The following is a 24093-nucleotide window of genomic DNA, read 5'->3' as shown; positions in this document are numbered from 1 at the left end:
GTCCGCGCAACCTCAGTCGAAGAACGCCCGCAGCATCCGGTTCGTCGCCTCCGCCTGCTCGAACTGCACCCAGTGCCCGGCATCGGGAACGACGCGCCACTGGCGCTCGGGCCGGCCGTCGACCCACCACGGCCCCACCCGGTCCGGATGCGCGGTCACGTCATGCTCGCCCCAGGCGAACAGGATGGGCATGGAAAAGCCGTCCAGGATGCCCTTGGTGGGACCGCTCTGCGACAGGGCCTTGCTGCGAAAGCGCGTGGCCTCGCAGGCCTGGCGGTGCACCGCGACGGCCAGCGCGTCGATGCTGTGTTCGTCGTGCAGCATCAGGACGCGCAGGTTGTGGCGCAGGTCCTCGAGCAGCGCCGCCTCGCCGCTTGCCAGCCGCCAGTTGACCATCGCGGCCTTCTGCCGGCGCGGCGTGCCGTGGCCGGCGGCGCCCAGCAGGGCCAGGCGCGCCACGTGCCCGCGCCGGGCAGCCAGGTGGACCGCGCACAGGCCGCCGAACGAGAAGCCGGCCAGGTCGATCGGCGTGTCGGCCCCCACGAGCTGATCCAGCGTCGCAGCCGTGGTCGCCACCAGGTGGTTCAGGTCGGCGGGCGGCGCCAGCGTTCCGGATTCGCCGAATGAAGGCATGTCCGGCACCCACACGGTGTGACGCTGCGCGAGCGCCGCCAGATTGCGTATCCAGTGCCGCCAGCTGCCGTGCCCGCCGTGCAGCAGCACCAGCGGCCTTCCCTGCCCGGCCGAGCGCCAGACGACGCGCGTGCCGGCATGCTCGGCCTCGTGGCGGACGGTGGCGGCCTCCACGGCGGCGATAGCCGCCTCGGCCTGGGCACGGTCGTCGTTCGGGAACAGGATGGGATCGATGTCGCTCATGACGGGAAATCGCGGAAGGCAGCCGGGCAAAGGCGCAAGCTTAACCCGCCGGGCGGCGGCCACGGCGCATCCACTACACTAGCGCCTCCGCATCGATTCCTTACCGTGGCCAGCATGTCCGAACCCGTCCGCCTGTCCAAACGCATGTCCGAACTGGGACTCTGCTCCCGCCGGGAGGCGGATGAATGGATCAGCCGTGGCTGGGTGCGCGTGGACGGCGCGGTGGTCTCGGTGCTGGGCAGCAAGGTGCTGCCCAGCCAGAAGATCACCATCGAACGCCAGGCCAGCGCCGAACAGGCGCAGCGGGTCACGATCCTGCTGAACAAGCCGGTCGGCTACGTCAGCGGCCAGGCCGAGGACGGCTACCAGCCGGCCGTGACCCTGGTCAAGGCCAGCACGCGCTGGACCGGGGACCGCTCGCCCACCCGCTTCCAGCCCAGCCAGTTGCGCAGCCTGGTGCCGGCCGGACGGCTGGACATCGATTCGGTCGGCCTCCTGGTGCTGACCCAGGACGGCCGCATCGCCAAGCACCTGATCGGCGAGGACTCCACCGTCGACAAGGAATATCTGGTCCGCGTCCAGTACACGCGCCCTGGGCGTCTGCCCGACGGCGACCTGAAGCGGCTCAACCATGGCCTGTCGCTGGACGGCAAGCCGCTGCGGCCGGCCGTGGTGCGCTGGCAGAACGACGACCAGTTGTCCTTCACGCTGCGCGAAGGCAAGAAACGCCAGATCCGCCGCATGTGCGAACTGGTCGGCCTGAAGGTGGTGGGCCTGAAGCGCGTGCGCATCGGCGGCGTGGCGCTGGGCGACCTGCCGCCCGGGCAATGGCGCTATCTGCGGCCCGACGAACGGTTCTGACAAGCGGGCCGGCCCCGGCGCCCACCGCTAGTCGTGGTCCTGCCGGGCCAACGCCTCGTAGACGTAGGCGGCGGCGCCTTCGATATGCGCTCGCAGCAGGCCGCAGGCCTTGTCGGCGTCGCGCTCCAGGCAGGCCTCGACCAGTTGGTGATGTTCCAGCACGACGCGCTGGTCCACCGTACGGTTGGCGAGGAACAGGCGCCGGTAGCGGTCGCCCCGGTCATTCAGCATTGAACAGAACTGCAGCAGCAGCGGCATGCGGCAGGCCGAAATCAGGCTCATGTGGAGCTGCCGGTGCAGGCGCTCCCACCGCTCCACCCGCTGCTGCCCGTTGTCGGTCTTCTCCTGGCGCGACAACTGCATCAGCGTGCCGGTGATCCGGACCTCCCATTCCTCGTCGGCGTGCAGGATGGAATCGCGCAAGGCCTTGGGCTCCAGGTCGGCCCGCAGCTCGACCACCTCGGCCAGGTTCTCGGCGGATACCGGCGCCACGCGCACGCCGCGCTGGTCCTCGATCAGCAGCAAGCCTTCGGACCCCAGGCGGGACACCGCCTCGCGCAGCGGACTCAGGCTGACGCCATAGCGGTCGCGCAATTCCTCCAGCCGGATCCGCTGTCCGGGCAGCAGTTCTCCTGACAACACCTCCTGCCGCAAGCGTTCCACCAGCGATGTCGCCAGCGTCGCCCGGCCCCGTTCGGGGGCGGGCTCGGAGCCGATCGGGATCTGTCTTGTCATGAGGCGGGCGGCACGAAATGGGATCCCAGGGATTTTAGCCAGTTGTTGACCTGAAAAACGATAATGATCAAAATATCGATGATTTAAAAATAATCGATATTCAATAAAGGCCGTGCAGAACGGCTTTTTCAAGGAAGGAGACACGATGGAATACACCCCGCTCAGGCTGCTGATCGACGGCCAATGGCTGGACGGCCAGGGGCGCAAGACGCTGCCGGTCATCAACCCCGCCACCGAGGCCGTGCTCGGCCAGTTGCCCGTGGCGTCCGAGGCCGACGTCGAACGCGCCGCCCGCGCCGCGGAGCGCAGCTTCCCGGCATGGCGGGACATGTCCGCCTACGACCGCGCGAAGATCCTGTTCCGGACCGGGGAAGTGCTGCGCGACCGCGTCGAGCGCATCGCGCAGTTGATGACCCTGGAACAGGGCAAGCCCCTGAACCAGGCCCGCCAGGAAGTCGTCCACCTGCCCGACATGCTGATCTGGCATGCCGAGGAAGGCCGCCGCGTCTATGGCCGCACCATTCCGGCTCGCGACCTCGGACATCGCCAGGTCTCGGCGCGCGAGCCCATGGGCCCCATCGCCGCGTTCACGACCTGGAACTATCCGGCCGTGATCCCCATGAAGAAGGTCTGCGCCATCCTGGCGGCCGGATGCACCTGCGTGCTGAAGGGCGCGGAAGAAACGCCGGCCTCCACCATGGAACTGGTCAGGGCCTTCGCCGACGCGGGGCTGCCCGACGGCGTGCTCAATCTCGTCTACGGCGCGCCCGACCGCATCTCCAGCCAGTTGATCGCCTCGCCGGCCATCCGGGGTATCTCGTTCACCGGTTCGACCGCCGTCGGCCGCAGGCTGGCGGAGATGTCGGGCCGGCACCTCAAGCGCACGGTCATGGAGCTGGGCGGCCACGCCCCGGTCATCGTCATGGACGACGTGCGCGACCTGGCCGGCTTGGTGCGCGCGTCGGTCCTGCGCAAGTTCCGCAACTCGGCGCAGGGCTGCGTGAACCCCAGCCGCTTCTTCATCCATCGCAAACTTTACGAACCTTTCGTCGAAGCCTTCGTCGCCGAGACCCGGGCCCTGGTCATCGGCGACGGTTTTTCTCCCGACGTCAACATGGGTCCGCTCGCGCACGAGCGCAGGCTGGGCGCGATGCAGCACTGCGTCGACGATGCGCTGGCGCGCGGCGCCACGCTGCGGTGCGGCGGCAGGCGGCTGGATCGGCCGGGCTACTTCTGGGAACCCACGGTCCTGACGGATGTCCCGGCCAGGGCGCTGGTCATGAACGAGGAGCCCTTCGGCCCCGTCGTTCCCATCAATGCCTTCGATGACGTCGAGGAAGTCCTGGCCGAAGCCAACCGCCTGCCGGTGGGACTGGCGGCCTACGCCTTCACCAACTCGACGCTGTGGGCCAACCGGCTGTCGCGGCGGCTGGAGGCCGGCATGGTGGCGATCAACTCCTTTGCCTTCGGCGCCGCCAATGCCAGCAGCACGCCCGAGGTCCCCTTCGGCGGGATCAAGGCCAGCGGCTTCGGCGCCGAATGCGGCAGCGAAGGCATAGAGGGATACCTGAACATCAAGTTCGTCAGCGAATACGAACAGGCGTGACACGCGCCGCCACGACCATCCAGGAGACAAGCATCATGACCCTTACCCGACGCATTCTTGCGGGCATCGCGCTGGCGCTGGCCGCCGGCAGCGCCCTGGCCGCCTATCCCAACCGGCCCATCCGCTTCATCGTTCCCATGGCGGCCGGAGGCCCCGCCGACCAGACCGCCCGCCTGCTGGCCAGGATGATCAGCGACCAGCTGGGGCAGCCCGTCGTCGTCGACAACCGCAGCGGCGCGGGCGGCGTGGCGGGAACGGACGTCATCGCGAAGGCGGCGCCGGACGGCTACACGATAGGCATGGGGACCATCAGCAGCTTCGGCATCAATCCGGGCCTGATGGCGAAACTGCCGTTCGACGCGCAAAAGGATTTCACGCCCATCGGCAACGCGTCGGCCACCAGCGGCATCATCCTGGCGACCCGGGACGCCCCCTTCGAGGACCTGCCCGGCCTGATCGCCTACGCCAGGCAGAACCCCGGCAAGGTCACCTACGCATCCGCCGGCATCGGCTCGGTCGGCCACATGGTGGGCGAGTCCCTGAACCACGCCGCCGGCATCGCGCTGACGCACGTGCCCTACCGGGGCACCACGCCCGCCGCGCAAGGACTGCTGGCCGGCGACGTCATGCTGTTCATCGAAACCTCGTTCAGCACCGCCATGCAGTACCTGCCCACGGGCAGGATCAAGGCCATCGCCGTCACGCGCAAGCTGCGCTCGCCCCTGCTGCCCGACGTCCCCTCGATGGGAGAAGGCGGATTCCCGCAGATCGACAGCCCGGCCTGGTTCGGCGTGGTCGGACCGGCGGGCATGCCGCCCGACGTCGTCAGGCAGTTGAACGCCATCCTGCAGAAGGGATTCGCCACGCCCGAGACCCGCGAGCAACTGGCCCGCTTCGGCGCCGAGCCCGTGCCCTCGACGCCCGAGGCCTTCCGCGCCTACATCGGCGAGGAAATCGGACGCTGGACCCGTGTCATCCGTGCCGCGGGGATCAAGCCCGAGTAGCGTGCCGGCTCAGTCCAGCGACGCGCCCGACTCCTTGACCGCAGCGGACCACAACTTGTTGTCCGCGACCAGCTTCCTGGCGAACTCCTCGGGCGTATTGCACAGCACGCTGACACCGATGGCGGCGAGCTTGGCGCCGAACTCGGCATTGCGTCCCGCTTCGGCCAGGGAATCGGCAAGCTTGTTGACGATCTCGGCAGGCGTGCCGGCCGGGGCCGCCACGCCGTTCCAGGTCTCGGTCGTGAAGCCCGGATAGCCCTGCTCGGCAACGGTCTTGACGCCCGGCAGGTCGGCGGAGGGCTTGGTGCCGGAAGTCGCAACGATGCGCAGCCGGTTCGTGGTCGAATAAGGCAGCACCTCGGCCACGTTCGCGAAATACATCGGCACCTGCCCGCCCACCACGTCGGCGATCGCCGGCGCGCCGCCGCGATACGGCGCGTGGATCATCGACAGTTCCGCACGCTTGACGAACATCGCCATCGTCAGATGGCTGACCGACCCGCTGCCCGCCGAGGCATACGCCACCTGGCCGGGATGCGCCTTCACGTAGGACACCAGCTCGGGCAACGTCTTGGCCGCGAAGCTCGGATGCACCGCCAGCGCGAACTCGTTGGTCGCCACGATCGACACCGGCGCGAAATCCTTGATCGGGTCGTAGCGCACCTTCTGCAAGTACGGCACGATGGCCATCTGCGGCGCTGTCGCCATGAACAAGGTGTAGCCGTCCGGCTTGGCCCGCGCCACGTAATCGGCGGCGATCGCGCCATTGGCGCCGGGCCGGTTGTCGACCACCACCGTCTGCTTGAGCTTGGCGGTCAGCCACTCGGCGGTGATCCGCGCGATGCTGTCGGTATTGCCGCCGGCGGCGAATGGCACGACCAGCGTGATCGCGCGCTCGGGCCATGCCGCGTGCGCGGCCCCCGCCATGGCCAGTGAAAGAAGAACTCCTGCAAATCGCCACTTCATTTTCATGCCATCCCCCGCCGTGCGTGGTTGAAAAATCAGGCTGCGTGATTCATTTCCCGGTAGACGTCGCGCGCTTCGGCCTCGGCCGCCTTCACGTGCGCCACGGCCACGGCGCGCGCCACGCGGGCGTCGCCTTTTTCCAGCGCGTCATAGATGCTTTCGAGCTCGCGCACGCTGTGCTTGGCGCGGCCCGGGCTGGCCATGGTCCGGGCCCGCAGGAAGTTGATGCGGGTCAAGAGGCCGTGCAGCACCTCGCCCATGACCGCGTTCCCGCAGCATTGGATGATCACTTCGTAGAAATCAGCCGTGGCCGAGATGCGCGTCTTCCAATCCTGCTGGTCGACGGCCGCGGCAAAGGTGTCGAGCGCCTCGCGCATGCGGCGCAGGTCGTCCGGCTTGACGCGTCCGGCCGCCAGCGCGGCGGCCTCGCCTTCGAGCAGCGCGCGCAGGTGATAGATGTTCTCGGCCTCTTCCCAGCTCAGTTCGGCCACCGACGGCCCCTTGTTGGGCACGATGGTGATGAGCTTTTCCGTTGCCAGCACCCGCAGCGCCTCGCGCACGGAAGTCCGGCTGACGCCCAGCAGGCTGCACAGCTTGGCCTCGACCAGCCGCTCGCCCGGCTTGAAGTAGCCGCTGGTGATGGCTTCGCGGACCAGGCGCACCGTTTCCTGTTGCACCGAGCGCGGAGATATCTTCAGGTCCATGGTGTCGTCTCCGGTCACAGCGGCGGCAGTTGCCGGGCCTGATGGCGGTCGAACAGGTCGTAGGCGCCCTTGAACCAGGGCTGGTCGGCCAGTCGCGCGCGCCAGGGCGTGGCGCGGGCCTTCGCGCGGGCCGGCGACTCCAGCGCCCCGACGTCGTCCAGGTAGTGCAGCGCCAGCCGGTTGTAGCGGCCCGGCTCGCCGTCCTTGACGTGGAAGCGCCGCACCGCGCGCCACTGCGGGCACTCCAGCAGCAGCGGCACGTGGTCCTGTTCGTACCAGGCATCGAAATCGGCCAGGTGCTCGCCCGGCACGTTGAACCAGACGGCATACAGCACCGGGGCATCGAGCGCTTCGGGCGAGGCATCGCCCGCGCTGCCGATTTCCTCGCACAGGTAGCGCGTGAAGCCGGAGACGTTGCGCAGCATCCAGGCGGTTTCCTCGGACGGGTGCTGCTTGATGGCCTGGTAGGCGACGGTGCGCAGCGCGGCCAGGTCGTCCATTTCGTAGACGGCCAGATAGTTGCGCTCGGGCGCTGCGTACCGCTGGGCGCTGACGAAACCCCGCAGCCCCATGCGGATGGGGATGTGTTCGGTGTCGTACCAGCGGTTGAACTTCTCTTCCCACTCGGGGGCCGGCTTCATCTCCGAGAACAGAATGGCGCGTCCGCGCATAGAGCCCTCCTGGCCTTCATTGACTTTATGATTGTATGACAATAACATCGTCGAACATTCGGTTCAACAAGAATTTGGAACCCTCGCCCCGAGGGTGGCTGACGTCAGGAGCGACACATGCAATTGAAAGTACGCAGGTGGCAGGCGATCGTGGAAGAGAAGCTGGAGGAAGCCGGCCGGCCGGCCGACGCATCGCTGCGCAAGGCGGCCATCGTGGCCTTCGTGGAAAACCCCTACGCCGGCCGATACGTCGAAGACCTGTCGCCGATGATCGAGGCCAGCCCCGAACTGGGCGCCCGCATGGCCGCCCGGCTGCGCGCGGCCTATGGCGACCACCCCATCCTGTCGTACGGCAAGGCCGGCGTCGTCGGGCTGGGCGGCGAACAGGAACATGCCAACGCGCTGCTGACGACGGCGTCGGCCGAACCCCTGCGCAAGGAGATCGGCGGCGGCAAGGCCTGGATCTCGTCGGTGACCAAGATCGGCGGCCCGGGCACGGTGCTGGACGTGCCGCTCGCCTCCAAGGATGCGCTGTACGTGCGCTCGCTTTATAACGCCATGACGCTGTATTTCGCCGACGGCCCCCTGCCCGACGAGATCGCGCTGGTGTTCGCGGTCTCCAACCGCGAGCGGCTCAACGCCCGCGTGGGCGGCCTGCGACTGCGGGACGTGCAGGGCAAGGACGGACTCGTTTAAGGAGCGCACGATGAAACTCGCCATCGTCAACCTGGGCCGGATACTGACCGGCGAATGGCGCGAGCCCTACGCCTCGGGCGACGCCATCCTGATGCAGGACGGACTGATCGCCAAGGTCGGCACGCTGAGTCCGGCGGAAGTCGAGAGCGCCGACGTGGTCATCGACGCCGCCGGCACCACCGCCATCCCCGGCCTGATCGACTCGCAGGTGCACAACACCTTCGGCGACTACACGCCGCGGCAGAAGACCGTGGGCTTCCTGGAAAGCTACGTGCACGGCGGGGTCACCACCGGCATCACCGCCTCGGAAGTGCACACGCCCGGCCGCCCCAAGGACCCGGCCGGCGTCAAGGCGCTGGCGGTGGCCGCCCAGCGCTGCTTCCAGGACTACCGTCCCGGCGGCATGCGCGTGTACGCCGGCTCCATCATCATCGAACCCGGCCTGGTGGAACAGGACTTCGCCGACATCGCCGCGCAGGGCGTGTGGCTGGCCAAGGCCGGCTTCGGCGCGGTCAAGACCCCGTACGACTACGTGCAGGCCATAGGCTGGGCCCGCAAGCACGGCATGATCACCACCGTGCATACCGGCGGCTCGTCCATACCCGGATCGTCGGGCATCTGGGCCGAGCACCTGATCGCCATGAACCCGCATGTCTCGTTCCACGTCAACGGCGGCCCCGTGGCCATGCCCGACGAAGGCTTTCCCAAGATGGTGTATGAATCGGAAATCGCGCTGCAGGTCTGCACCGCGGGCAACCTGCGCACCACGCTCATGCTGGGCGACATGGTGCGCAAGGCCGATCAGTTCGACCGTTTCCTGATCGCCACCGACACGCCCACCGGCAGCGGCATCATGCCGCTCGGCATGATGTACACGATCACCCACCTGGCCAGCCTGACCGACATGCCGGTGGAATGGGCCATCGCGGCGGCCACCGGCAACAACGCCCGGGTCTATGGCATCAACAGCGGCTTCCTGAAGCCGGGCAAGGATGCCGACGTGGTCCTGCTGGACGCCTGCGTGGGCGGGTCCAAGGACGATCCGCTGGATGCCCTGCGCAACGGCGACATCGCTGCCGTGGCGGCCGTGGTGACCGACGGCGTCCCGCGCTTCGTCGGCAAGAGCCGCAACACCCCGGCCGGCAATCGCCCGGTCCGCGTCGCCCGCTGCGATATTCCCCAGGACTACTCCACCGGAGGCCATTGAATGAGCAAGCACATCGCCATCGTCGGTGCCGGTCCGGTCGGCGTCGTCGCGGCGCTGGCCGCCGTGCAGCAGGGCTTCCGGGTCTCGCTGTACGAAGCCGAGTCGCGCGTGGACGACAGCCCCCGCGCCGCCACCACTCATAGCTCGACCCTGGAGATGATCGCCCGCGTGGGGCTGATCGACCGCTTCGTCAAGGAAGGCCTGACGGCGCGCTACTTCCAGTTCTGGGACCAGGCCGCACAGACCATGGTGGCCCAGTTCGACCACGAGGTCCTGAAGGACGAGACGCCCTACCCCTTCGTCGTGCAGACCGAGCAGCACAAGCTCGGCAACATGGGCATCGAGAAGCTGCGCACCTATGCGGACGCGGCGGTCCACTTCGAGCACCGCATCACGGCGGTCGCGCAGACCGACGACGGCGTGACCCTGACCGCCCAGGCGCCCGACGGACAGGTGCGCATCGAGGCCGACTACGTGATCGCGGCCGACGGCGGCCGCAGCGCGCTGCGCAAGGCCCTGGACATCCCGTTCGAAGGCATGACCTGGCCCGAGCGCTTCATCGTCATCACGGTCAAGGACGACTTCGAGCGCCTGATGGGCTGCTGCTATCGCAACTACCTTGCCCACCCGGACGCCTGGACCAATCTGTTCAAGATCTCGGGAGACGACATGCAGGGCCGCTGGCGCGCGGTGTTTCCGTCAGGCGTGGACGAGACCGACGAAGAGGCCCTGAGCGACGTAGCGGTGGCCCGCCGCCTTGCCCACGTGTTCCCCAGGGCCGAGCCCTACGAGGTGCTGCACCGTAGCATCTACCGGGTCCACCAGCGGGTGGCGGCAAGCTTTCGGCAGGGCCGGGTGTTCCTGGCGGGCGACGCCGCGCACGTCAACAACCCCATCGGCGGCCTGGGGCTGAACTGCGGCATCCACGATGCCATGGAGCTGGTGGACATGCTGTCCGCCGTCGAGCGGGGCGAGGAAGACGCGTCGGTCTTCGATCGCTACGAACGCCGGCGCCGGCAGATGAACATCGAGTTCGTGCAGCAGCAGACGGTCAACAACAAGAAGCGCCTGGAGGAGAAGGATCCCGCCGTGCGCGCGCAGGCGCTGGACGACATCCGCAGGATCGCCGACGACCCGCAGCGGCACCGCCAGTTCCTGCTGCGCAGCTCGCTGATCGACAGCGTGCGCAAGGCCAGGACGATCGCCTGAGGCCCCCGGGCCGGTTCGCCGGCCCTATCCCGCCGCGCAGTACGGCGCCTGGCCGCCGTTCGGCACCGCGCGCACGCTGGCGGCGATGGCATCGGCCACCAGGGCGACCAGGCCCTGGTGGGCCGCCACCACGTCGGCGACCGACCCGCCGGCCGCGGCCTGCTCGAAGCGGCCCAGGCAGACCTGCCCCGCGCCACCCGCCGAGGGCTTGACCGACCACGCCACCGTGGCTTCCACCGGTCCGCCCAGGCGCGCATCCAGGCGAGAGAACTCGACGTTGATGCGGTAGGCGGGCTTGCCCGCCACGCCGCCCTTGGCCACGTCCACCGCGTGCAGCCGGCCCTGGAGCGCCGAAGACAGGGCATCCTGCAGCTCGTCCCCCAGCGTGGCGGACCATCGCTGCCCCTCCAGCATCTGCACCTTCGCGCCATTCTCGCGCAGCACGATCTGGCGGCGGCGCAGGCGTTCGGGCAGCGCCACGGGGGCGAGGTCGATCACCATGGCCGGTCCGGCCGAGGGCACGGCGACCGCTTCCCGGGACGGGGCCTGTAGCGTATAGATGTCGGGAGCGACCGGCGCGGCGCATCCCGACAGTCCCGCGGCCAGCGCCGCCATGGCCAGCACGAATGTCTTCATCGTTCTTCCTTGGGCTTTCCGCGCAGCAGCGACTGCGGGTTCTCTTCCAGATAGTCGGTCAACTGACGCAGCGAATTGGCCGTGCGCATCAATTCCCGCAATGCGCGCCGCAGGTCCTGCTGCATGGGGGCATCGGCCGAGAACGTGCCTTCGGCGGCCTTGAGGGTCTTGCGCGCGTCCTCCATCGTCGCCACGATCTCCGGGGCGACCTGGCCGTCCAGCCGTTTCACGAGCTTGTCGGCCGACGCCATGGTCTCGCGCATGCCGGCCAGCGCCGCCGTCAGGTCGCGGCCGATGGTGTCGAACGGCACCTTGCCGATCTTGTCCACGATGTCCGCCAGCTTGCCCTGCAATTCGTCGAAGGCGCCCGGTATCGTCGGGAACTCGTCCAGGCCCTGGCTGCGGCCCATGTTGGCCGGCAGCGGCGCGCCCTTGAAGAAGTCGATGGCGATGTACATCTGCCCGGTCAGCAGGTTGCCGTTGCGCAGCTGGGCGCGCATGCCGCGGCGAACCAGCACGTCCATCAGGCGGCGTTCCGCATCCTCATCCAGCGCGCCCGGCTCGCCAGTCCGGCGCAGGCCCAGGCGCGAGGGGTAGAAGTCCACCACCACCGGCAGCCGGAAGGAATTGGTGTCGCGGCGGAACTCTATGCCTATCGAGCGGACGGCGCCGATGACCACGCCGCGGAAATCGACCGGCGCGCCGGGCGACAGGCCCCGGACCGACTGTTCGAAGTACATCACCGCGCTGGTCGGCGGACCGTCTTCCACCTTGAGCGCGTCATCCTGGTTGCCGGCAAGCTGGAACACGGCGTCGTCCTGCGCCGGCCGCCCCGGCGGCAGATGGGGCGAATCGATGAACGAGACGCCGCCCAGCAGCACGGTGGAGATCGATTCGGTTTGAAGCTTCAGGCCGTCGGCATCGAGCTTGAGGTTGACGCCGCTGGAATGCCAGAACCGGGTGCTGGTCGTGACGAAGCTGTCGTAGGGCGACCGGACGAACACGCGCACGGTCACGCCCTTGCCGTTCTGGTCCAGGTCATAGGCCACGACCTGGCCCACGTTGACGCGGCGGAAATACACCGGCGAACCGATGTCGAGCGAACCGAGGTCGCCGGCATGCAGCACGAACTGCTTGCCCGGCGTGTCGGCCGTCACGATGGGCGGCACCTCCAGGCCCGTGAACGAGTCCTCGCGTTCCTGGGAACGTCCCGCATCCACGCCGATATAGGCGCCCGACAGCAGCGTGCCCAGACCGCTCACGCCGCTGGCGGCGATGCGCGGCTTGACCACCCAGAAGCGGCTGTCCTCGACGGCGAAGCCGGAGGCGTTGGCGGTCAGCTCGACCTCGACGATGACATGCGACCGGTCTTTCGCGAGTTCGATGGACTTCACCTGGCCGATGTCGACGTCCTTGTAGCGGACCTTGGTCTTGCCCGCCTCGATGCCTTCGGCCGAGCGGAAGGTGATGTCGATGGTCGGCCCGCGGGCATACCAGCTGTTGAGGGCGAACGAGAGGCCGGCGATGGCCGCGACGATGGGAATCAGCCAGACCAGCGACGGCAGCCACCGGCTGGGACGGCGGCGCGCCGGTTCGCCCGGCGTCGCGCCGGGAGGGATATCAGGCTTGTTTGTCATGGGCGTCTAGGGGGTCCCAGATAAGGCGAGGATCGAAGCTCATCGAGGCAAGCATGGTCAGCACCACCACCGCGCCGAACGCGATCGCGCCCGGCTCGGGCCGGACGGTGGCCAGCGCGTCCAGGCGCACCAGCGAGGCCAGCAGCGCGACCACGAACACGTCCACCATGGACCAGCGCCCCACGGCTTCGACCATGCCGTACAGGCGGGTGCGCTCGACCGGCCGCCAGATCGAGCGCACCTGGACCGTGATGACGAGCATCAGCAACACGGCGAGCTTGAAGATGGGAATGACGATGCTGGCGCAGAAGACCACGGCGGCGACGAAATAGGAGCCGTCCTGCCACAGATAGACGACGCCGCTCAGGATGGTGTTGGTCTGCGAGCCCAGCAGCGTGCCGGTGGTCATGATGGGCAGGATGTTGGCCGGCAGGTACAGGGCCATGGCGGCCAGCAGGAAGGCCCAGGTGCGGCGCAGGCTGTCGGGCTTGCGCAGGTGCAGCGCCGCGCCGCAGCGGTCGCACGCGCTGCCGCCGCGCCGGCGCGGATGGATGGCCGAACACTGCGGGCACTCCATCACGCCCGCCTGCTCCGCCGTGCGCACCGGGTTCATGGCCGCTCCTGCGCGGCAGGCGGGTAGCCGGCCTCGATGGCCTCGGCGTGTTCCCACAGGTCGGCGGGATCGAAGCTGACCACGACCGCCAGCAGCACGGTCAGCGCCCCGAATGCCCACAGCGCCACGCCGGGGATCACGGTCGCCATGGCGGACAGCTTCACCAGCGAGGCCACGATGCCCAGCATGAAGACCTCGATCATGCCCCAGGGCCGGCCCAGCCGGATAAGGCGCACCACCGGGCCGAAGCCGGCCGGGATCCGGCCCAGCCACAGCGGCACCAGCAGGTAGGCCAGAAGCCCCAGTTCGACCAGCGGCATCAGCATGGTCGTCACGAAGACCAGGGTCGAGACCGACAGCATGTCCTCCAGCGCCAGCACCCGGACCGCGCCCCAGACGGTGGTGCGCGTGCTCACGCCCTGGATCTCCATCGTGACGATGGGAAAGGCGTTGCAGCAGATGAAGACGATCAGGCTGGCCAGCACCACCGGCAGCAGGGCCCCGTAGCGCCGGTCGTTGTTCCGGTAGAGCTCGGTCCCGCAGCGCGGGCAATAGGCCCGTTCGCCCGGGTCGAGCCGGATCCGGCGAAACACGGCATCGCAGTGTTCGCACAGCTTCAGCGACGTGTCGGCGCGAGGATCGGAATAGTTGGACATGAAGGAGGCTGTCCGCTTCCGCCGCGGGCGGATTGGGCAAGAAGGCATTTACAGACAACACTGTATGTATATGCCAGAGCCATGATATCGCAGATTGACGCGGGCGCGCATCGCCTCACGGCGCCTGGGACAGGGCCTGCGCCTCTTCCTCCAGGCATTCGACCAGCGCCCGCATGGCGGGCGAGGGTTCCAGGCTGTCGTGCCGTATCACGCCGATGGGGCCGAACACCGGCGGCAGCTCCACCCCCAGGATCGCCAGCGCATGACGGCGCGCATGATAGGCGGCCACCGCGCGCGGCATCACCGACAAGGCCTGGCTGTTGTCCATCAGGACCATGTTGTTCAGCACCGAGGCCGACTCCACCCGCGAAGCCGGGCGGACGTCCTCGCGCTGGAACAGCATGTCCAGCCCGGCCCGCACCGGGCTGCCGCGCGGCGGCAGGATCCACGGGTAGGCCGCCAGGTCCCGCCAGGACGGCCGCTTTCTGGCCGCCAGCGGATGGCTGGCCGACCCGCACACGCACATCGGTTCTTCGCACAGGATGCGCGTGGCGAGTCCGGCGCCGGCCGTCCCGGCCCCCAGCCGCGCCACCACCAGGTCCAGCTTGCGGGTCTGGAGATCGGGCAGCAGCGCCTCGATCGAGCCTTCGCGCACCAGCACGTTGACCCCCGCCGCCAGGCGTTCCAGCCGCAGCAGCGTGCGCGGAACCAGGAAGGCCGCGGACGACGAGTTGATGCCCACGCTCAGGGTCTCGACGCCCAGGCCGCCGGGCTCGGACCATTCCCGTCCCATGCGTTCGAGGTCGCCCAGCACCCAGCGCGCGTGCCGGATCATCGAGGCGCCGTGCACCGTCGGAAAGGTCCCCTTCGAAGTGCGCTCGAACAGCCTGGCCCCGACCATGTCCTCGAGTTCGGCCAGCATCCGCGAGACCGCGGGCTGGGTCGTGGCCATGCGGCGGGCGGCCTCGCCCACGTTGCGCACGTCGTCCATCACCACCAGCAGGCGCAGGTGGCGCAGCCGCAGCCGGCCGCGCAGGTACCAGTCCGCGCGCAGCGCGGCCTCGGGAGCGTCGGACATCACATACCAACTCTGATATGACAATGGCCAAATATATCATTGGACCGCAATGATCGAGATCGGCCATGATCTGCCGCAGATGAAGCGTCCGCCGCCAGAACGGGCGTATCGAAGGAGACAACCATGCTGAAATCCGCGACCGGCCTCGTGGCCGCCCTCGCCTTCGCGGCCGGTGCCCAGGCCGCCTATCCCGACCGCCCCGTCACGCTGGTAGTGCCCTCGGTGCCCGGCGGCGCCGCCGACATGGTGGGCCGGCTGGTCGCCGAGCAGCTCGGCAAGCAGTGGAACGTGCCGATCATCGTCGAGAACAAGCCTGGCGGCGCCACCATCATCGGCACCCAGGCGGTGATCAAGGCCGCGCCCGACGGCTATACCCTGCTGCTGGGCATCGATGCCTCGTTCGCCGCGGTGCCCTTCCTGATGGAGAAGATGCCGTACCAGCCGCAGAAAGACCTGGAACCGGTCGCCACGCTGTCCACCCTGCGCTACGTGCTGGTCGCCTCGCCCACCGCCCCGTTCAAGTCGGTCGAACAATTGCTGGAACAGGCGCGCGCCCGTCCCGACACGATCACCTATGCCAGCGGCGGCGAAGGCTCCACCCACCACCTGGGCATGGCGCTGTTCGAACAGGAGGCCGGCGTGTCGTTCAAGCACGTGCCGTACAAAGCGGCGCCGCAGGGCTTCGTGGACGTGATGGGCGGGCACATCGACATGATGTTCCTGGCGGCCAGCACGGCCATCCAGCCGGTCCGGGGCGGCAAGGTCCAGGGGCTGGCCAACACGGCCGCCACGCCCATCCCCGACCTGCCGGAGCTGCCCATGCTCAAGGACAAGGTGAAGGGCTTCACGTTCGACAGCTGGTTCGGCCTGTTCGCGCCCGCCGGCACGCCGCCGGCGGTGATCGACAAGCTGACCGCCTCGGTCCGGTCGGTGCTGCACGACCCGCATGTGCGCGACAAGCTGCAGGCCCAGGGCCTGGCCGCGGGCGAAGGCGGCCCGCGGGAGCTGCGCGAGCGCATCGTCGCGGACACCCGCCGCCTCGCCCCCGTCATAGCCAAGATCAAGAGCCAGCAGAACAAGCCATGAAGCGCCCGAACATCCTGCTCATCACCACCGACCAGCACCGGGGCGACTGCCTGGGCTTTGCCGGACGGCGCGTGAAGACGCCCCACATCGACGAGCTGGCGCGCACCGGTACGCACTTCTCTTCCTGCATCACGCCCAACCTAGTGTGCCAGCCGTCGCGGGCCTCCATCCTGACCGGCCTGCTGCCGCTGACGCACGGCGTCTGCGACAACGGCATCGACCTGGACGAACGGACCGGCAAGGCGGGCTTCGCCGGCAGCCTGTCGGCGGCGGGCTACGCCACAGGCTTCATCGGCAAGGCGCACTTCTCCACGCACCACACCTTCGCCCGCACCGGCCGGCCCGAGTGCCAGCACACCGAGGCCGAACTGGGGCCCGACTGGTCGGGTCCCTACATGGGCTTTGGCCACGTGGAACTCGTCGTCGAAGGCCACAACTACTGGCTGCCCACGCCGCCGCCCGGCGGCCTGCACCACTCGCGCTGGCACTACGGCGACGGCCTGGGGGAAATGCGCAACCGCCTCTACCAGACCGACCTGGGTCCGCCCAGCGGCGCGCCGCAGACCTTCAACTCGGCCCTGCCCGTGGCCTGGCACAACTCGACCTGGATCGGCGACCGCACCATCGACTACCTGCGCGCGCACCGCGACGAGCCCTTCTGCCTGTGGGCCTCGTTCCCCGATCCGCACCACCCGTTCGACTGCCCCGAACCCTGGTCCCGGCTGCACCATCCGGACGACGTGGACCTGCCCCGCCACCGCACCACCGACTACGACCGCCGCCCCTGGTGGCACCGCGCCGCCATGGAAAGCCGGCCGGTGGGCAGCGCCGAGGTCCAGGCGCTGCGGCAGAACTTCTCGCGCATCCCGACCCAGCCCGATGCCCAGCTGCGCAACATCATCGCCAACTACTACGGCATGATCTCGCTGGTGGACCATCAGGTGGGCCGCATCCTGAAGGCCTTGCACGAATACGGGCTGGACGACGACACGCTGGTTGTCTTCACCTCGGACCATGGCGAATGGCTGGGCGACCATGGCCTGATGCTCAAGGGCCCCATGGCCTACGAAGGCCTGCTGCGCGTGGCCATGGTGGCGCGCGGACCGGGCGTGCAAGCCGGCGTGCAGGTACGCGATCCGGTCTCGACCCTGGACCTCGCGGCCACGATGGCCGACTATGCGAACGCCCCCGCGCTGGGACCGCAGCACGGCCGGAGCCTGCGGCCGCTGCTGGAAGGCGCGGACACCGGCCGGGACTACGCGTTGAGCGAATGGGACGTGGCGGCCTCGCGCTGCGGCGTGGAGCTGAAGCTGCGCACGGTGCGCACCCGCGACTGGAAGCTGACGCATGAACAGGGCAGCGGCGCGGGCGAGATGTACAACCTGGCCGACGATCCGGACGAGATGGACAATCTGTTCGACGATCCGGGCTACGCGGCCCGGCGGCGCGAACTGCTGGACATGTTGAGCGAGCGGCCCGACGATCGGCTGGCCGAGCGGCTGCCGGCTTCGGGCGTGGCCTGACCGCGGCGGGACCGGCTCTTCAGATCCCCTGGGCCGGATCCGGCTTGAGCCGACCCAACCCGTCGGCGACCAGGCTGGCCGACTCGACCAACCTGGTCAGGTAGCGGTCGACCGCCTCGGCCGACGTCATCACCGACGAGAACCAGGTCAGGCCCAGCGTGGCGACGACGCCGCCGCGGTGAAAGACCGGAATCGCCAGCGTGCAGGACTGCTGGCTGAGTTCGGGAACGCGCAGGGCGTAGCCCTGCCGGCGGGTTTCTTCCAGCAGGCGCTCCAGCCCCTCCGGATCGTGCGCAAGTTCGTCCTCCTCGCGGCCCGTGCGGCGCACCACGTCCAGAATGAACGCGCGCTCCTGCGGATCGCAGAACGCGAGGTAGGCCAGGCCCAGCGCCCGCCCCACCAGGCTGCGCCGCAGGTTGATCGACGAATGCAGCAGCGACAGCGGCGACTGCGGGATGGTGCTGTAGCGCACCACCATCGCGTCGACGTCCAGCAGCGCCAGCGTGACCGGCCACTTGAATTCGCGCGTCAGCGCGTCGCACACGGGCGTGGCCACCTCGATCACCTGCGGCTGGTGGTTGTAGCCGCAGTACAGCGACGTCACGCCCGAAGCCAGGTAGTACGCGCCGAACCGCACCGACTGCGCCACCAGGCCCTTGGCTTCGAACGTGCGCAGCAGCCGCGCGATCGTGGATTTGGGGATGCCGGTGCGCCGGTGCAGGTCGTCGATGCTCGATACCGACTGCCGGTTCAGGGCCTGCAACAGTTCGATCGCGCGCTCCACGCTGCGGATGCCGCCGCGGGCACGTTCGTCCGGCGCGTCCGGATGCGGCCGGGTCATGCCGGCCGCGCCTCGGCGGCGCGCGCCGCCATATGCTGCCGGTAGGTGCTGACGCGGTAGCCCAGGTCGGGGGAAGCCTCTTCCACATGCATGGAGATCGCGATCGGCAAGCGGTCGGACAAGGGCTTGAACCGTGCGAGGATGGCCGCGAACAAGCGGTCGGTCGACGCCTGCTTGACCTCCGGGTCCCGGCCGGGCAGCGTGCGCAGGACGAAATGCACGAAGACGTTGTCGGGGTGGGCGTCGGCGATGCGGTAGCGCCGGACCGGCACCGCGCGGGTACGCAGCCCCGCCAGCGGGAAAACGCCATCGGCCGCCACCTCGCGGTGCACGTCGTCGAGCAGCGCATCGACATCGGCGTGCGACTCCAGATTGTCGGAATACTCCATCCATAGATGCGGCATGTCGGTCCCCTGGCTTTACTGGATGCGCAACTGATGGCGCTGGATGAAACCGGCGATGTCCTGCGCCTCGCCACGATACTTCTTGCCGAAGGCCGTGGCGCTCTGCACGTCCAGGATGATCCCCTCGTCTGCCAGCTTGCCCTGGACCGCCGGATCCCTGAGCGCGGCATTGATGGCCGTGTTCAGCCGCTCGACGACCTCGGGCGGCGTGGAGGGCGGGGCGAACACGCCCAGTGCGCCGCTGGCATTGAAGCCCGGCGCGCCGCTGCGGGCGATCACCGGCAGCTTGGGAAAGGCCGGGCTGGGATCGGGCGATCCGATGGCCAGTGCCCGGACGGTGCCGCTTTGCAGGTGGCCGGCGGCCAGCGACGACGAACCGAAGATGGCCTGCACCCGGCCGCCCAGCATGTCGGTCAGCATCTGGGCCGCGCCCTTGTACGGCACCGCGGTCATCTTCAGTCCGAAGGCCGCATTCAGGTGCTCCAGCGCGAAATGGTTGGGCGAGCCGATGCCGCTGGTGCCGAAGTTGTAGATGCCCGGCCGGCTCTTGACGAGCGCCACGAACTCCTCGAAGGTCCTGGCCGGAAAATCGGCGCCGACCAGCAACAGCGTGGTCGGCCGCCCCACCGAGGCCACCGGCAGCAGGCCATTGACCGGATCGAAGCTGAGCCCCTGGTTGGTGGCCGCGGCGATCTGCAGCGAGGTATAGGCGGTGAACAGGATGGTGTGGCCGTCGGGCCTGGCCTTGGAGGCCAGGTTGGCGCCGACCAGGCCCGCCGCGCCGCCCTTGTTCTCGGGCACGATGGTCTGGCCCAGCAGGGGGCCCAACACGTTCGACAACTGGCGCGCGACGGTATCGACGATGGCGCCGGGCGGATAACCGATCAGCATGGTCACGGGCTGGCCGGGATACGTGCCCTGGGCCTGCGACGGCACGTTGGCCAGCAACGCGAAAGCGGCGCCCAGCAGGCACGCGGCGGTACGGACGGCGCGCAGGTACGCGCGCGCCGCCGAAAGCTCGGAACGGAACATGGAGGTCTCCAGGAATGAATCGTTATGGGGGCGGCGCGCCTCAGGCGCCGGGAGCCGGATCTTCGTAGTCGGCGGAATTGCAGATCCAGTTGTGCGCGATGAAATCGCGCCGGGGCGGTGAAAACACGTCGATCAGCAGGTGGTATCCCGGCCCCACGCCTTCCGTGGTGTGGACCAGATTGACCGGGATCACCAGCAGCGTGCGCGGATCGGCCTGCAGGTGCGTATCGTCGCGCCAGCGCGTCGCGTCGTTGCCCCACGGCGTGCGCAGGTGGTGCACGAAATTGCCCTCGATGGCCAGCGAACCCTGCTCGAAACGCGAGTGGCTGTGGGGGCTGAGCTGGGTGCGGTCGCGCGGGCCGTCGTACTCGACCCAGTTGATGCTGAGGGTATCGGTCTGCAGCATTTTCAGGCGCTTCTTGTCGGGCGGCGGAATGATGTCGTCGACGGGGATGACGACCAGCTCGCCCGCCTTGCGCACGCGGCGGAAGGCCGGCGTCGAGGCGACGATGCGCGGGTCGTGCTCCACGGCGTTCAGGTAGTCCTGCTCCCCCAGGTCCGGGCGCGAACTGGCGATCAGGATGCCGGGGCCCGGCGCATCCAGCGTGATCGTGCAGTTGCCGGCCGGCACGATGCACAGCGAACGGCCGGGCGCATCGGCCCGTCCGCCCTCGTATTCGATGTGCGCGCCCGCGCCTGGCAGCAACAGCAGCAGTTCGTGCTCGCTGCGCGCCGCATGGGGCTGGGTGCTGTCTATCCATTCGACCGAGAAGTTCTGGGCGCGGCCGATGCGCCGGCCACCGGCCGTCGGCGGGTTGTCCAGGTCGATCAGGTCTGCGTCGCGCAGCACCGTGAAGTCGTTGTCGCTTGCCATGGCTGGATTCGTAGCGTCTCGTTCAGTTGAGCGGGGGGTTGGGGCGGGACAGTTCGACAAGCTCGCCGACGGAGGAATACTGCGAGCCGCCCAGGCGCGTCAGCGGACGCGTGCGGGCCACGTCGAAATGGCCTTGCGGCGTCATGAACGCCTCGTCCAGGTGCACGCCGACGATGCGGCCGAACACCACCGAGCTGCGGGTCTCGCCGGGCCGCTCGGGCTCGATCTCGACGATGCGCAGCAGCGTGCATTCGAGATGGGCGGGCGAGGCGCCCACGCGGGGCGGACGTACCTTGACGCTGGGAAGCTTCTCCAGCCCCGCCAGCGCGAACTCGTCGGTGCCGTGCGGCACGTTCAGCGATGTCTGGTTCATCGCCTCGCGCAGGTCCCAGGTGACCAGATTGGCGACGAACTCCCCGGTGGCGCGGACGTTGGCCAGCGTGTCCTTCTCGGGGCGGTCGCCCGCCGCATTGCACGAGAAGATCAGCACCGGCGGCGCGGTGGAGACGAGGTTGAAATGCGAGAACGGGGCGAGATTGGCCACGCCCGTGGCGCTGAGGGAGCTGATCCAGCCTATCGGCCGCGGCGCGACGATGGCGTTGAACAGGCTGCGCTTGAAACCGGGTGCGGTCTCGGGATCGAGAAACATGGCGGCGGGACGGGAGTAGCGGGTGATGGGGGCAGCGGCGACATCTCGCCGCGTGCGGTTCGCGAAAAATATACGAATCCGCCCAGGAGACTGTCCATCGACATTTCCCGACTTTTCTCCCAGTGGAAAGCTCGGCCGCCGCCGGCTCTCCACCCGGCCCGGCCGATCAGGCGGTGCCGCCCACCGTCAGCCCTTCCATCCTCAGCGTGGGCTGCCCGACGCCGACCGGCACACTCTGTCCATCCTTGCCGCAGGTGCCCACGCCGGAATCGAGTTTCATGTCGTTGCCGATCATGCCGACCCGGGTCATGGCATCCGGGCCGTTGCCGATCAGCGTCGCGCCCTTGACCGGATAGGTGATCCGGCCGTCCTCGATCATGTAGGCCTCGGAGGTCGAGAAGACGAACTTGCCGTTGGTGATGTCCACCTGGCCGCCGCCGAAGTTGACGGCATACAGGCCGCGCTTGACCGAGCGCACGATTTCCTCGGGATCCTTGTCGCCAGCCAGCATGTAGGTGTTGGTCATGCGCGGCATGGGCAGGTGGGCGAACGATTCGCGCCGGCCGTTGCCGGTCACCGCCGTCTTCATCAGCCGCGCGTTCAGCGAGTCCTGCATGTAGCCGCGCAGGATGCCGTCCTCGATCAGCACGTTGCGCTGCGAGACGTTGCCTTCGTCGTCGATGTTGAGCGAACCCCGGCGGCCGGGAATGGTGCCGTCGTCGACCACGGTCACGCCCTTGGACGCCACGCGTTCGCCGACGCGGCCGGAGAACACGCTGGAGCCCTTGCGGTTGAAATCGCCTTCCAGCCCGTGGCCCACGGCCTCGTGCAGCAGGATACCCGGCCAACCCGAGCCCAGCACCACGGTCATCTCGCCCGCCGGCGCCGGACGCGCCTCGAGGTTGACCAGCGCCTCGTGCACGGCATGGTCCACGTACTGCTGCAGCAGCTCGTCGCTGAAATAGTCGAAGCCGGTACGTCCGCCGCCACCGCCGTGGCCCACTTCGCGCCGCCCGTCCTGCTCGGCGATCACGGTCAGGGACAGCCGCACCAGCGGCCGCACGTCGGCGGCCATCCGGCCGTCGCTGCCGGCAACCAGGACGACGTCGTATTCGGCGCCCAGGCCGGCCATGACCTGCACCACCCGCCTATCCTTGGCCCGCGCCATCCGTTCCACGCGCTCGAGCAGCGCGACCTTGTCCGGAGCCGGCAGCGAGACCAGCGGGTCCTGCGGCAGGTAGAGCGAACGCCCCTCGGTGGGCCGATAGCCGCTGGCGACCTTGACCCGGCCGGCGCCCTGGCGCGCGATGGTGCGCACCGCGCGGGCCGACGACAGCAGGGCATCCTGGGACAGCGAGTCCGAATAGGCGAAGGCGGTCTTCTCGCCGCTGAGCGCGCGCACGCCCACGCCCTGCTCGATGGAGAAGCTGCCGGTCTTGACGATGCCTTCCTCCAGGCTCCAGCCTTCGCTGCGGGTGTACTGGAAGTACAGGTCGGCATAGTCGACCTTGTGGGCGAAGATCTCGCCCAGCGCGCGGGAGAGATCCGCCTCGTCCAGGCCCCAGGGGTCCAGGAGCAGGGATTTGGCGATGGCCAGGGACTGGATGTTCGGTTCTACGAGTTGCATGGATGGGTAATCAGGAAATCGTTGCGAAACGCGGCGGGCGCCACGGGATCTACAGTACACGATGGCGCAGCGCGGGCAGCGCGGCGCGCACCTCGGCGATGCGGGCGGGGTCCAGCAGGCCGTCGACCACGCCCGGGCCCTCGGGCAGCACGGACTGCACCGCACCCCAGGGATCGACCAGCATCGCGTGGCCCCAGGTCCGGCGCCCGTTGGGATGCGTGCCGCCCTGCGCCGGCGCCAGCACGTAGCACTGGTTTTCTATCGCGCGGGCGCGCAGCAGGATTTCCCAATGCGCCTGGCCTGTGGTGTAGGTGAAGGCGGCCGGCACCAAAATCAAGTCCACCTGCCCCAGCGCCCGGTACAGCTCGGGAAACCGCAGGTCGTAGCAGGTGGACAGGCCGACCCGGCCCCAGGCCGCGTCGAAGCCCACGGGCGCGGCGCCCGGCCGGATGCTCAGCGCCTCGTCGTAGGACTCGGCGCCGCGGCGGAAATTGAACAGGTGGATCTTGTCGTAGCGCGCAAGCGCCGCGCCATCGGGACCGTAGACGAAGGCCGTGTTGTAGACCCGGTCGGGATCCGGACACTCCAGCGGCAGGGTTCCCCCCGCCAGGTAGATGCCGTGCCGGCGCGCCTGGGCGGCCAGGAAGTCCTGGACCGGCCCGCGCCCTTCGCGTTCGCGGATGGCCACTTTCTCGCGGTCGCTGCGCCCCATGAAACAGAAATACTCGGGCAGGGCCACCAGATTGGCGCCCTGGCCGGCGGCTTCGGCGATCAGGGCTTCGGCGTCGGCGAGATTACGCTCCACGTCCGGGGTCGAAACCATCTGGATGGCCGCCACGCGCACGGCGGCGGCGTCGGAAACTGTCATGGGCGGGGATTCCTGGCTGTGTAGGGCACGGGCA

General features: G+C 68.7%; 25 protein-coding genes. 8 read left to right on the top strand and 17 right to left on the bottom strand.

Translation table 11 applies throughout. The annotated features are described in order from the left end of the window. Positions 1-12: 12 nt before the first annotated feature. Entirely contained in the window at positions 13-876 is an 864-nt protein-coding gene (locus WKR98_RS11545; protein WP_124688225.1) for an alpha/beta fold hydrolase, read from the bottom strand. 114 nt (positions 877-990) lie between these two features. On the opposite strand from WKR98_RS11545, the gene WKR98_RS11540 reads away from it, so the two are divergent. Then, complete coding sequence (locus WKR98_RS11540) at positions 991-1737, top strand: pseudouridine synthase (protein ID WP_124688224.1); 747 nt, start codon at positions 991-993, stop codon at positions 1735-1737. 27 nt (positions 1738-1764) lie between these two features. Here WKR98_RS11540 and WKR98_RS11535 read toward each other — a convergent pair whose 3' ends face one another. Next, positions 1765-2472, bottom strand: coding sequence for a GntR family transcriptional regulator (locus WKR98_RS11535; RefSeq protein WP_341433116.1), 708 nt, complete (start codon positions 2470-2472; stop codon positions 1765-1767). Between the two features lie 145 nt (positions 2473-2617). Here WKR98_RS11535 and WKR98_RS11530 point away from each other — a divergent pair, with 145 nt between their 5' ends. Both WKR98_RS11530 and WKR98_RS11525 read left to right on the top strand, forming a co-directional pair. After that, a complete protein-coding gene (locus tag WKR98_RS11530) occupies positions 2618-4078 on the top strand; it encodes an NAD-dependent succinate-semialdehyde dehydrogenase (RefSeq protein ID WP_341433114.1) in 1461 nt (486 codons plus the stop codon). Positions 4079-4113: 35 nt separating this feature from the next. Next, positions 4114-5082, top strand: coding sequence for a Bug family tripartite tricarboxylate transporter substrate binding protein (locus WKR98_RS11525; protein ID WP_341433112.1), 969 nt, complete (start codon positions 4114-4116; stop codon positions 5080-5082). A 9-nt stretch (positions 5083-5091) separates the two neighbouring features. Here the strand turns inward: WKR98_RS11525 and WKR98_RS11520 are convergent, their stop codons facing one another. The 3 genes from WKR98_RS11520 to WKR98_RS11510 are packed head-to-tail and all read right to left on the bottom strand — an operon-like array spanning position 5092 to position 7423. Next, positions 5092-6048: a Bug family tripartite tricarboxylate transporter substrate binding protein gene (locus tag WKR98_RS11520; protein ID WP_161567716.1), complete on the bottom strand. Its 957-nt coding sequence runs from the start codon at positions 6046-6048 to the stop codon at positions 5092-5094. Positions 6049-6083: 35 nt separating this feature from the next. Then, a complete protein-coding gene (locus WKR98_RS11515) occupies positions 6084-6752 on the bottom strand; it encodes a GntR family transcriptional regulator (protein WP_124688222.1) in 669 nt (222 codons plus the stop codon). Between the two features lie 14 nt (positions 6753-6766). Next, complete coding sequence (locus tag WKR98_RS11510) at positions 6767-7423, bottom strand: DUF4286 family protein (protein WP_124688221.1); 657 nt, start codon at positions 7421-7423, stop codon at positions 6767-6769. A gap of 117 nt (positions 7424-7540) precedes the next feature. Here WKR98_RS11510 and WKR98_RS11505 point away from each other — a divergent pair, with 117 nt between their 5' ends. Genes WKR98_RS11505 through WKR98_RS11495 form a run of 3 tightly spaced genes read left to right on the top strand, consistent with a single transcriptional unit; the run spans position 7541 to position 10535 of the window. Continuing rightward, on the top strand, positions 7541-8119 hold the full coding sequence (locus WKR98_RS11505; RefSeq protein WP_124688220.1) for an amino acid synthesis family protein: 579 nt from the start codon (positions 7541-7543) through the stop codon (positions 8117-8119). Positions 8120-8129: 10 nt separating this feature from the next. Then, positions 8130-9326: an amidohydrolase family protein gene (locus WKR98_RS11500; RefSeq protein ID WP_124688219.1), complete on the top strand. Its 1197-nt coding sequence runs from the start codon at positions 8130-8132 to the stop codon at positions 9324-9326. Further along, positions 9327-10535: an FAD-dependent oxidoreductase gene (locus WKR98_RS11495; RefSeq protein ID WP_341433106.1), complete on the top strand. Its 1209-nt coding sequence runs from the start codon at positions 9327-9329 to the stop codon at positions 10533-10535. Positions 10536-10559: 24 nt separating this feature from the next. Here the strand turns inward: WKR98_RS11495 and WKR98_RS11490 are convergent, their stop codons facing one another. The 5 genes from WKR98_RS11490 to WKR98_RS11470 form a co-directional block, all read right to left on the bottom strand. Beyond that, positions 10560-11171 (bottom strand): PqiC family protein, encoded by a 612-nt coding sequence (locus WKR98_RS11490; protein WP_124688217.1) that lies wholly within the window; start codon positions 11169-11171, stop codon positions 10560-10562. Continuing rightward, positions 11168-12808, bottom strand: coding sequence for a PqiB family protein (locus WKR98_RS11485; protein ID WP_341433103.1), 1641 nt, complete (start codon positions 12806-12808; stop codon positions 11168-11170). Before WKR98_RS11485 ends, WKR98_RS11490 begins: the two co-directional genes overlap by 4 nt. Then, positions 12792-13421 (bottom strand): paraquat-inducible protein A, encoded by a 630-nt coding sequence (locus tag WKR98_RS11480; protein WP_124688215.1) that lies wholly within the window; start codon positions 13419-13421, stop codon positions 12792-12794. Before WKR98_RS11480 ends, WKR98_RS11485 begins: the two co-directional genes overlap by 17 nt. Then, positions 13418-14077, bottom strand: coding sequence for a paraquat-inducible protein A (locus tag WKR98_RS11475; protein WP_124688214.1), 660 nt, complete (start codon positions 14075-14077; stop codon positions 13418-13420). Before WKR98_RS11475 ends, WKR98_RS11480 begins: the two co-directional genes overlap by 4 nt. Positions 14078-14192: 115 nt before the next feature. Next, positions 14193-15155 carry a LysR family transcriptional regulator gene (locus WKR98_RS11470; protein WP_124688213.1) on the bottom strand — a complete coding sequence of 321 codons (963 nt, stop codon included), beginning with the start codon at positions 15153-15155 and terminating at the stop codon, positions 14193-14195. A gap of 123 nt (positions 15156-15278) precedes the next feature. Here WKR98_RS11470 and WKR98_RS11465 point away from each other — a divergent pair, with 123 nt between their 5' ends. Beyond that, positions 15279-16241, top strand: a complete 963-nt coding sequence (locus tag WKR98_RS11465; RefSeq protein ID WP_124688212.1) for a Bug family tripartite tricarboxylate transporter substrate binding protein — start codon at positions 15279-15281, stop codon at positions 16239-16241. Continuing rightward, positions 16238-17764 (top strand): sulfatase-like hydrolase/transferase, encoded by a 1527-nt coding sequence (locus tag WKR98_RS11460; protein WP_341433100.1) that lies wholly within the window; start codon positions 16238-16240, stop codon positions 17762-17764. Before WKR98_RS11465 ends, WKR98_RS11460 begins: the two co-directional genes overlap by 4 nt. A 19-nt stretch (positions 17765-17783) precedes the next feature. Here the strand turns inward: WKR98_RS11460 and WKR98_RS11455 are convergent, their stop codons facing one another. The 7 genes from WKR98_RS11455 to WKR98_RS11425 all read right to left on the bottom strand — a co-directional run bounded on the left by WKR98_RS11455 (position 17784) and on the right by WKR98_RS11425 (position 24059). After that, entirely contained in the window at positions 17784-18605 is an 822-nt protein-coding gene (locus WKR98_RS11455) for a DNA-binding transcriptional regulator (RefSeq protein ID WP_341433099.1), read from the bottom strand. Beyond that, complete coding sequence (locus WKR98_RS11450) at positions 18602-19009, bottom strand: 5-carboxymethyl-2-hydroxymuconate isomerase (RefSeq protein ID WP_341433097.1); 408 nt, start codon at positions 19007-19009, stop codon at positions 18602-18604. The genes WKR98_RS11455 and WKR98_RS11450 overlap by 4 nt, the downstream gene beginning before the upstream one ends. Positions 19010-19024: 15 nt before the next feature. After that, entirely contained in the window at positions 19025-20041 is a 1017-nt protein-coding gene (locus WKR98_RS11445) for a Bug family tripartite tricarboxylate transporter substrate binding protein (protein ID WP_341433095.1), read from the bottom strand. A gap of 40 nt (positions 20042-20081) precedes the next feature. After that, entirely contained in the window at positions 20082-20915 is an 834-nt protein-coding gene (locus tag WKR98_RS11440) for a hypothetical protein (protein ID WP_341433094.1), read from the bottom strand. 22 nt (positions 20916-20937) lie between these two features. After that, complete coding sequence (locus WKR98_RS11435) at positions 20938-21564, bottom strand: flavin reductase family protein (protein ID WP_341433092.1); 627 nt, start codon at positions 21562-21564, stop codon at positions 20938-20940. Positions 21565-21730: 166 nt separating this feature from the next. Then, a complete protein-coding gene (tldD, locus tag WKR98_RS11430; RefSeq protein WP_124688205.1) occupies positions 21731-23191 on the bottom strand; it encodes a metalloprotease TldD in 1461 nt (486 codons plus the stop codon). Between the two features lie 49 nt (positions 23192-23240). Continuing rightward, positions 23241-24059, bottom strand: a complete 819-nt coding sequence (locus WKR98_RS11425; protein ID WP_341433089.1) for a carbon-nitrogen hydrolase family protein — start codon at positions 24057-24059, stop codon at positions 23241-23243. Between the last annotated feature and the right edge of the window lie 34 nt (positions 24060-24093).

This window comes from Pigmentiphaga sp. YJ18 (genome assembly GCF_038066655.1).
Taxonomy (GTDB): domain Bacteria; phylum Pseudomonadota; class Gammaproteobacteria; order Burkholderiales; family Burkholderiaceae_B; genus Pigmentiphaga.
Note: the sequence above shows the minus strand (reverse complement) of the source record. Positions and strands in the feature narration are given on the sequence as shown.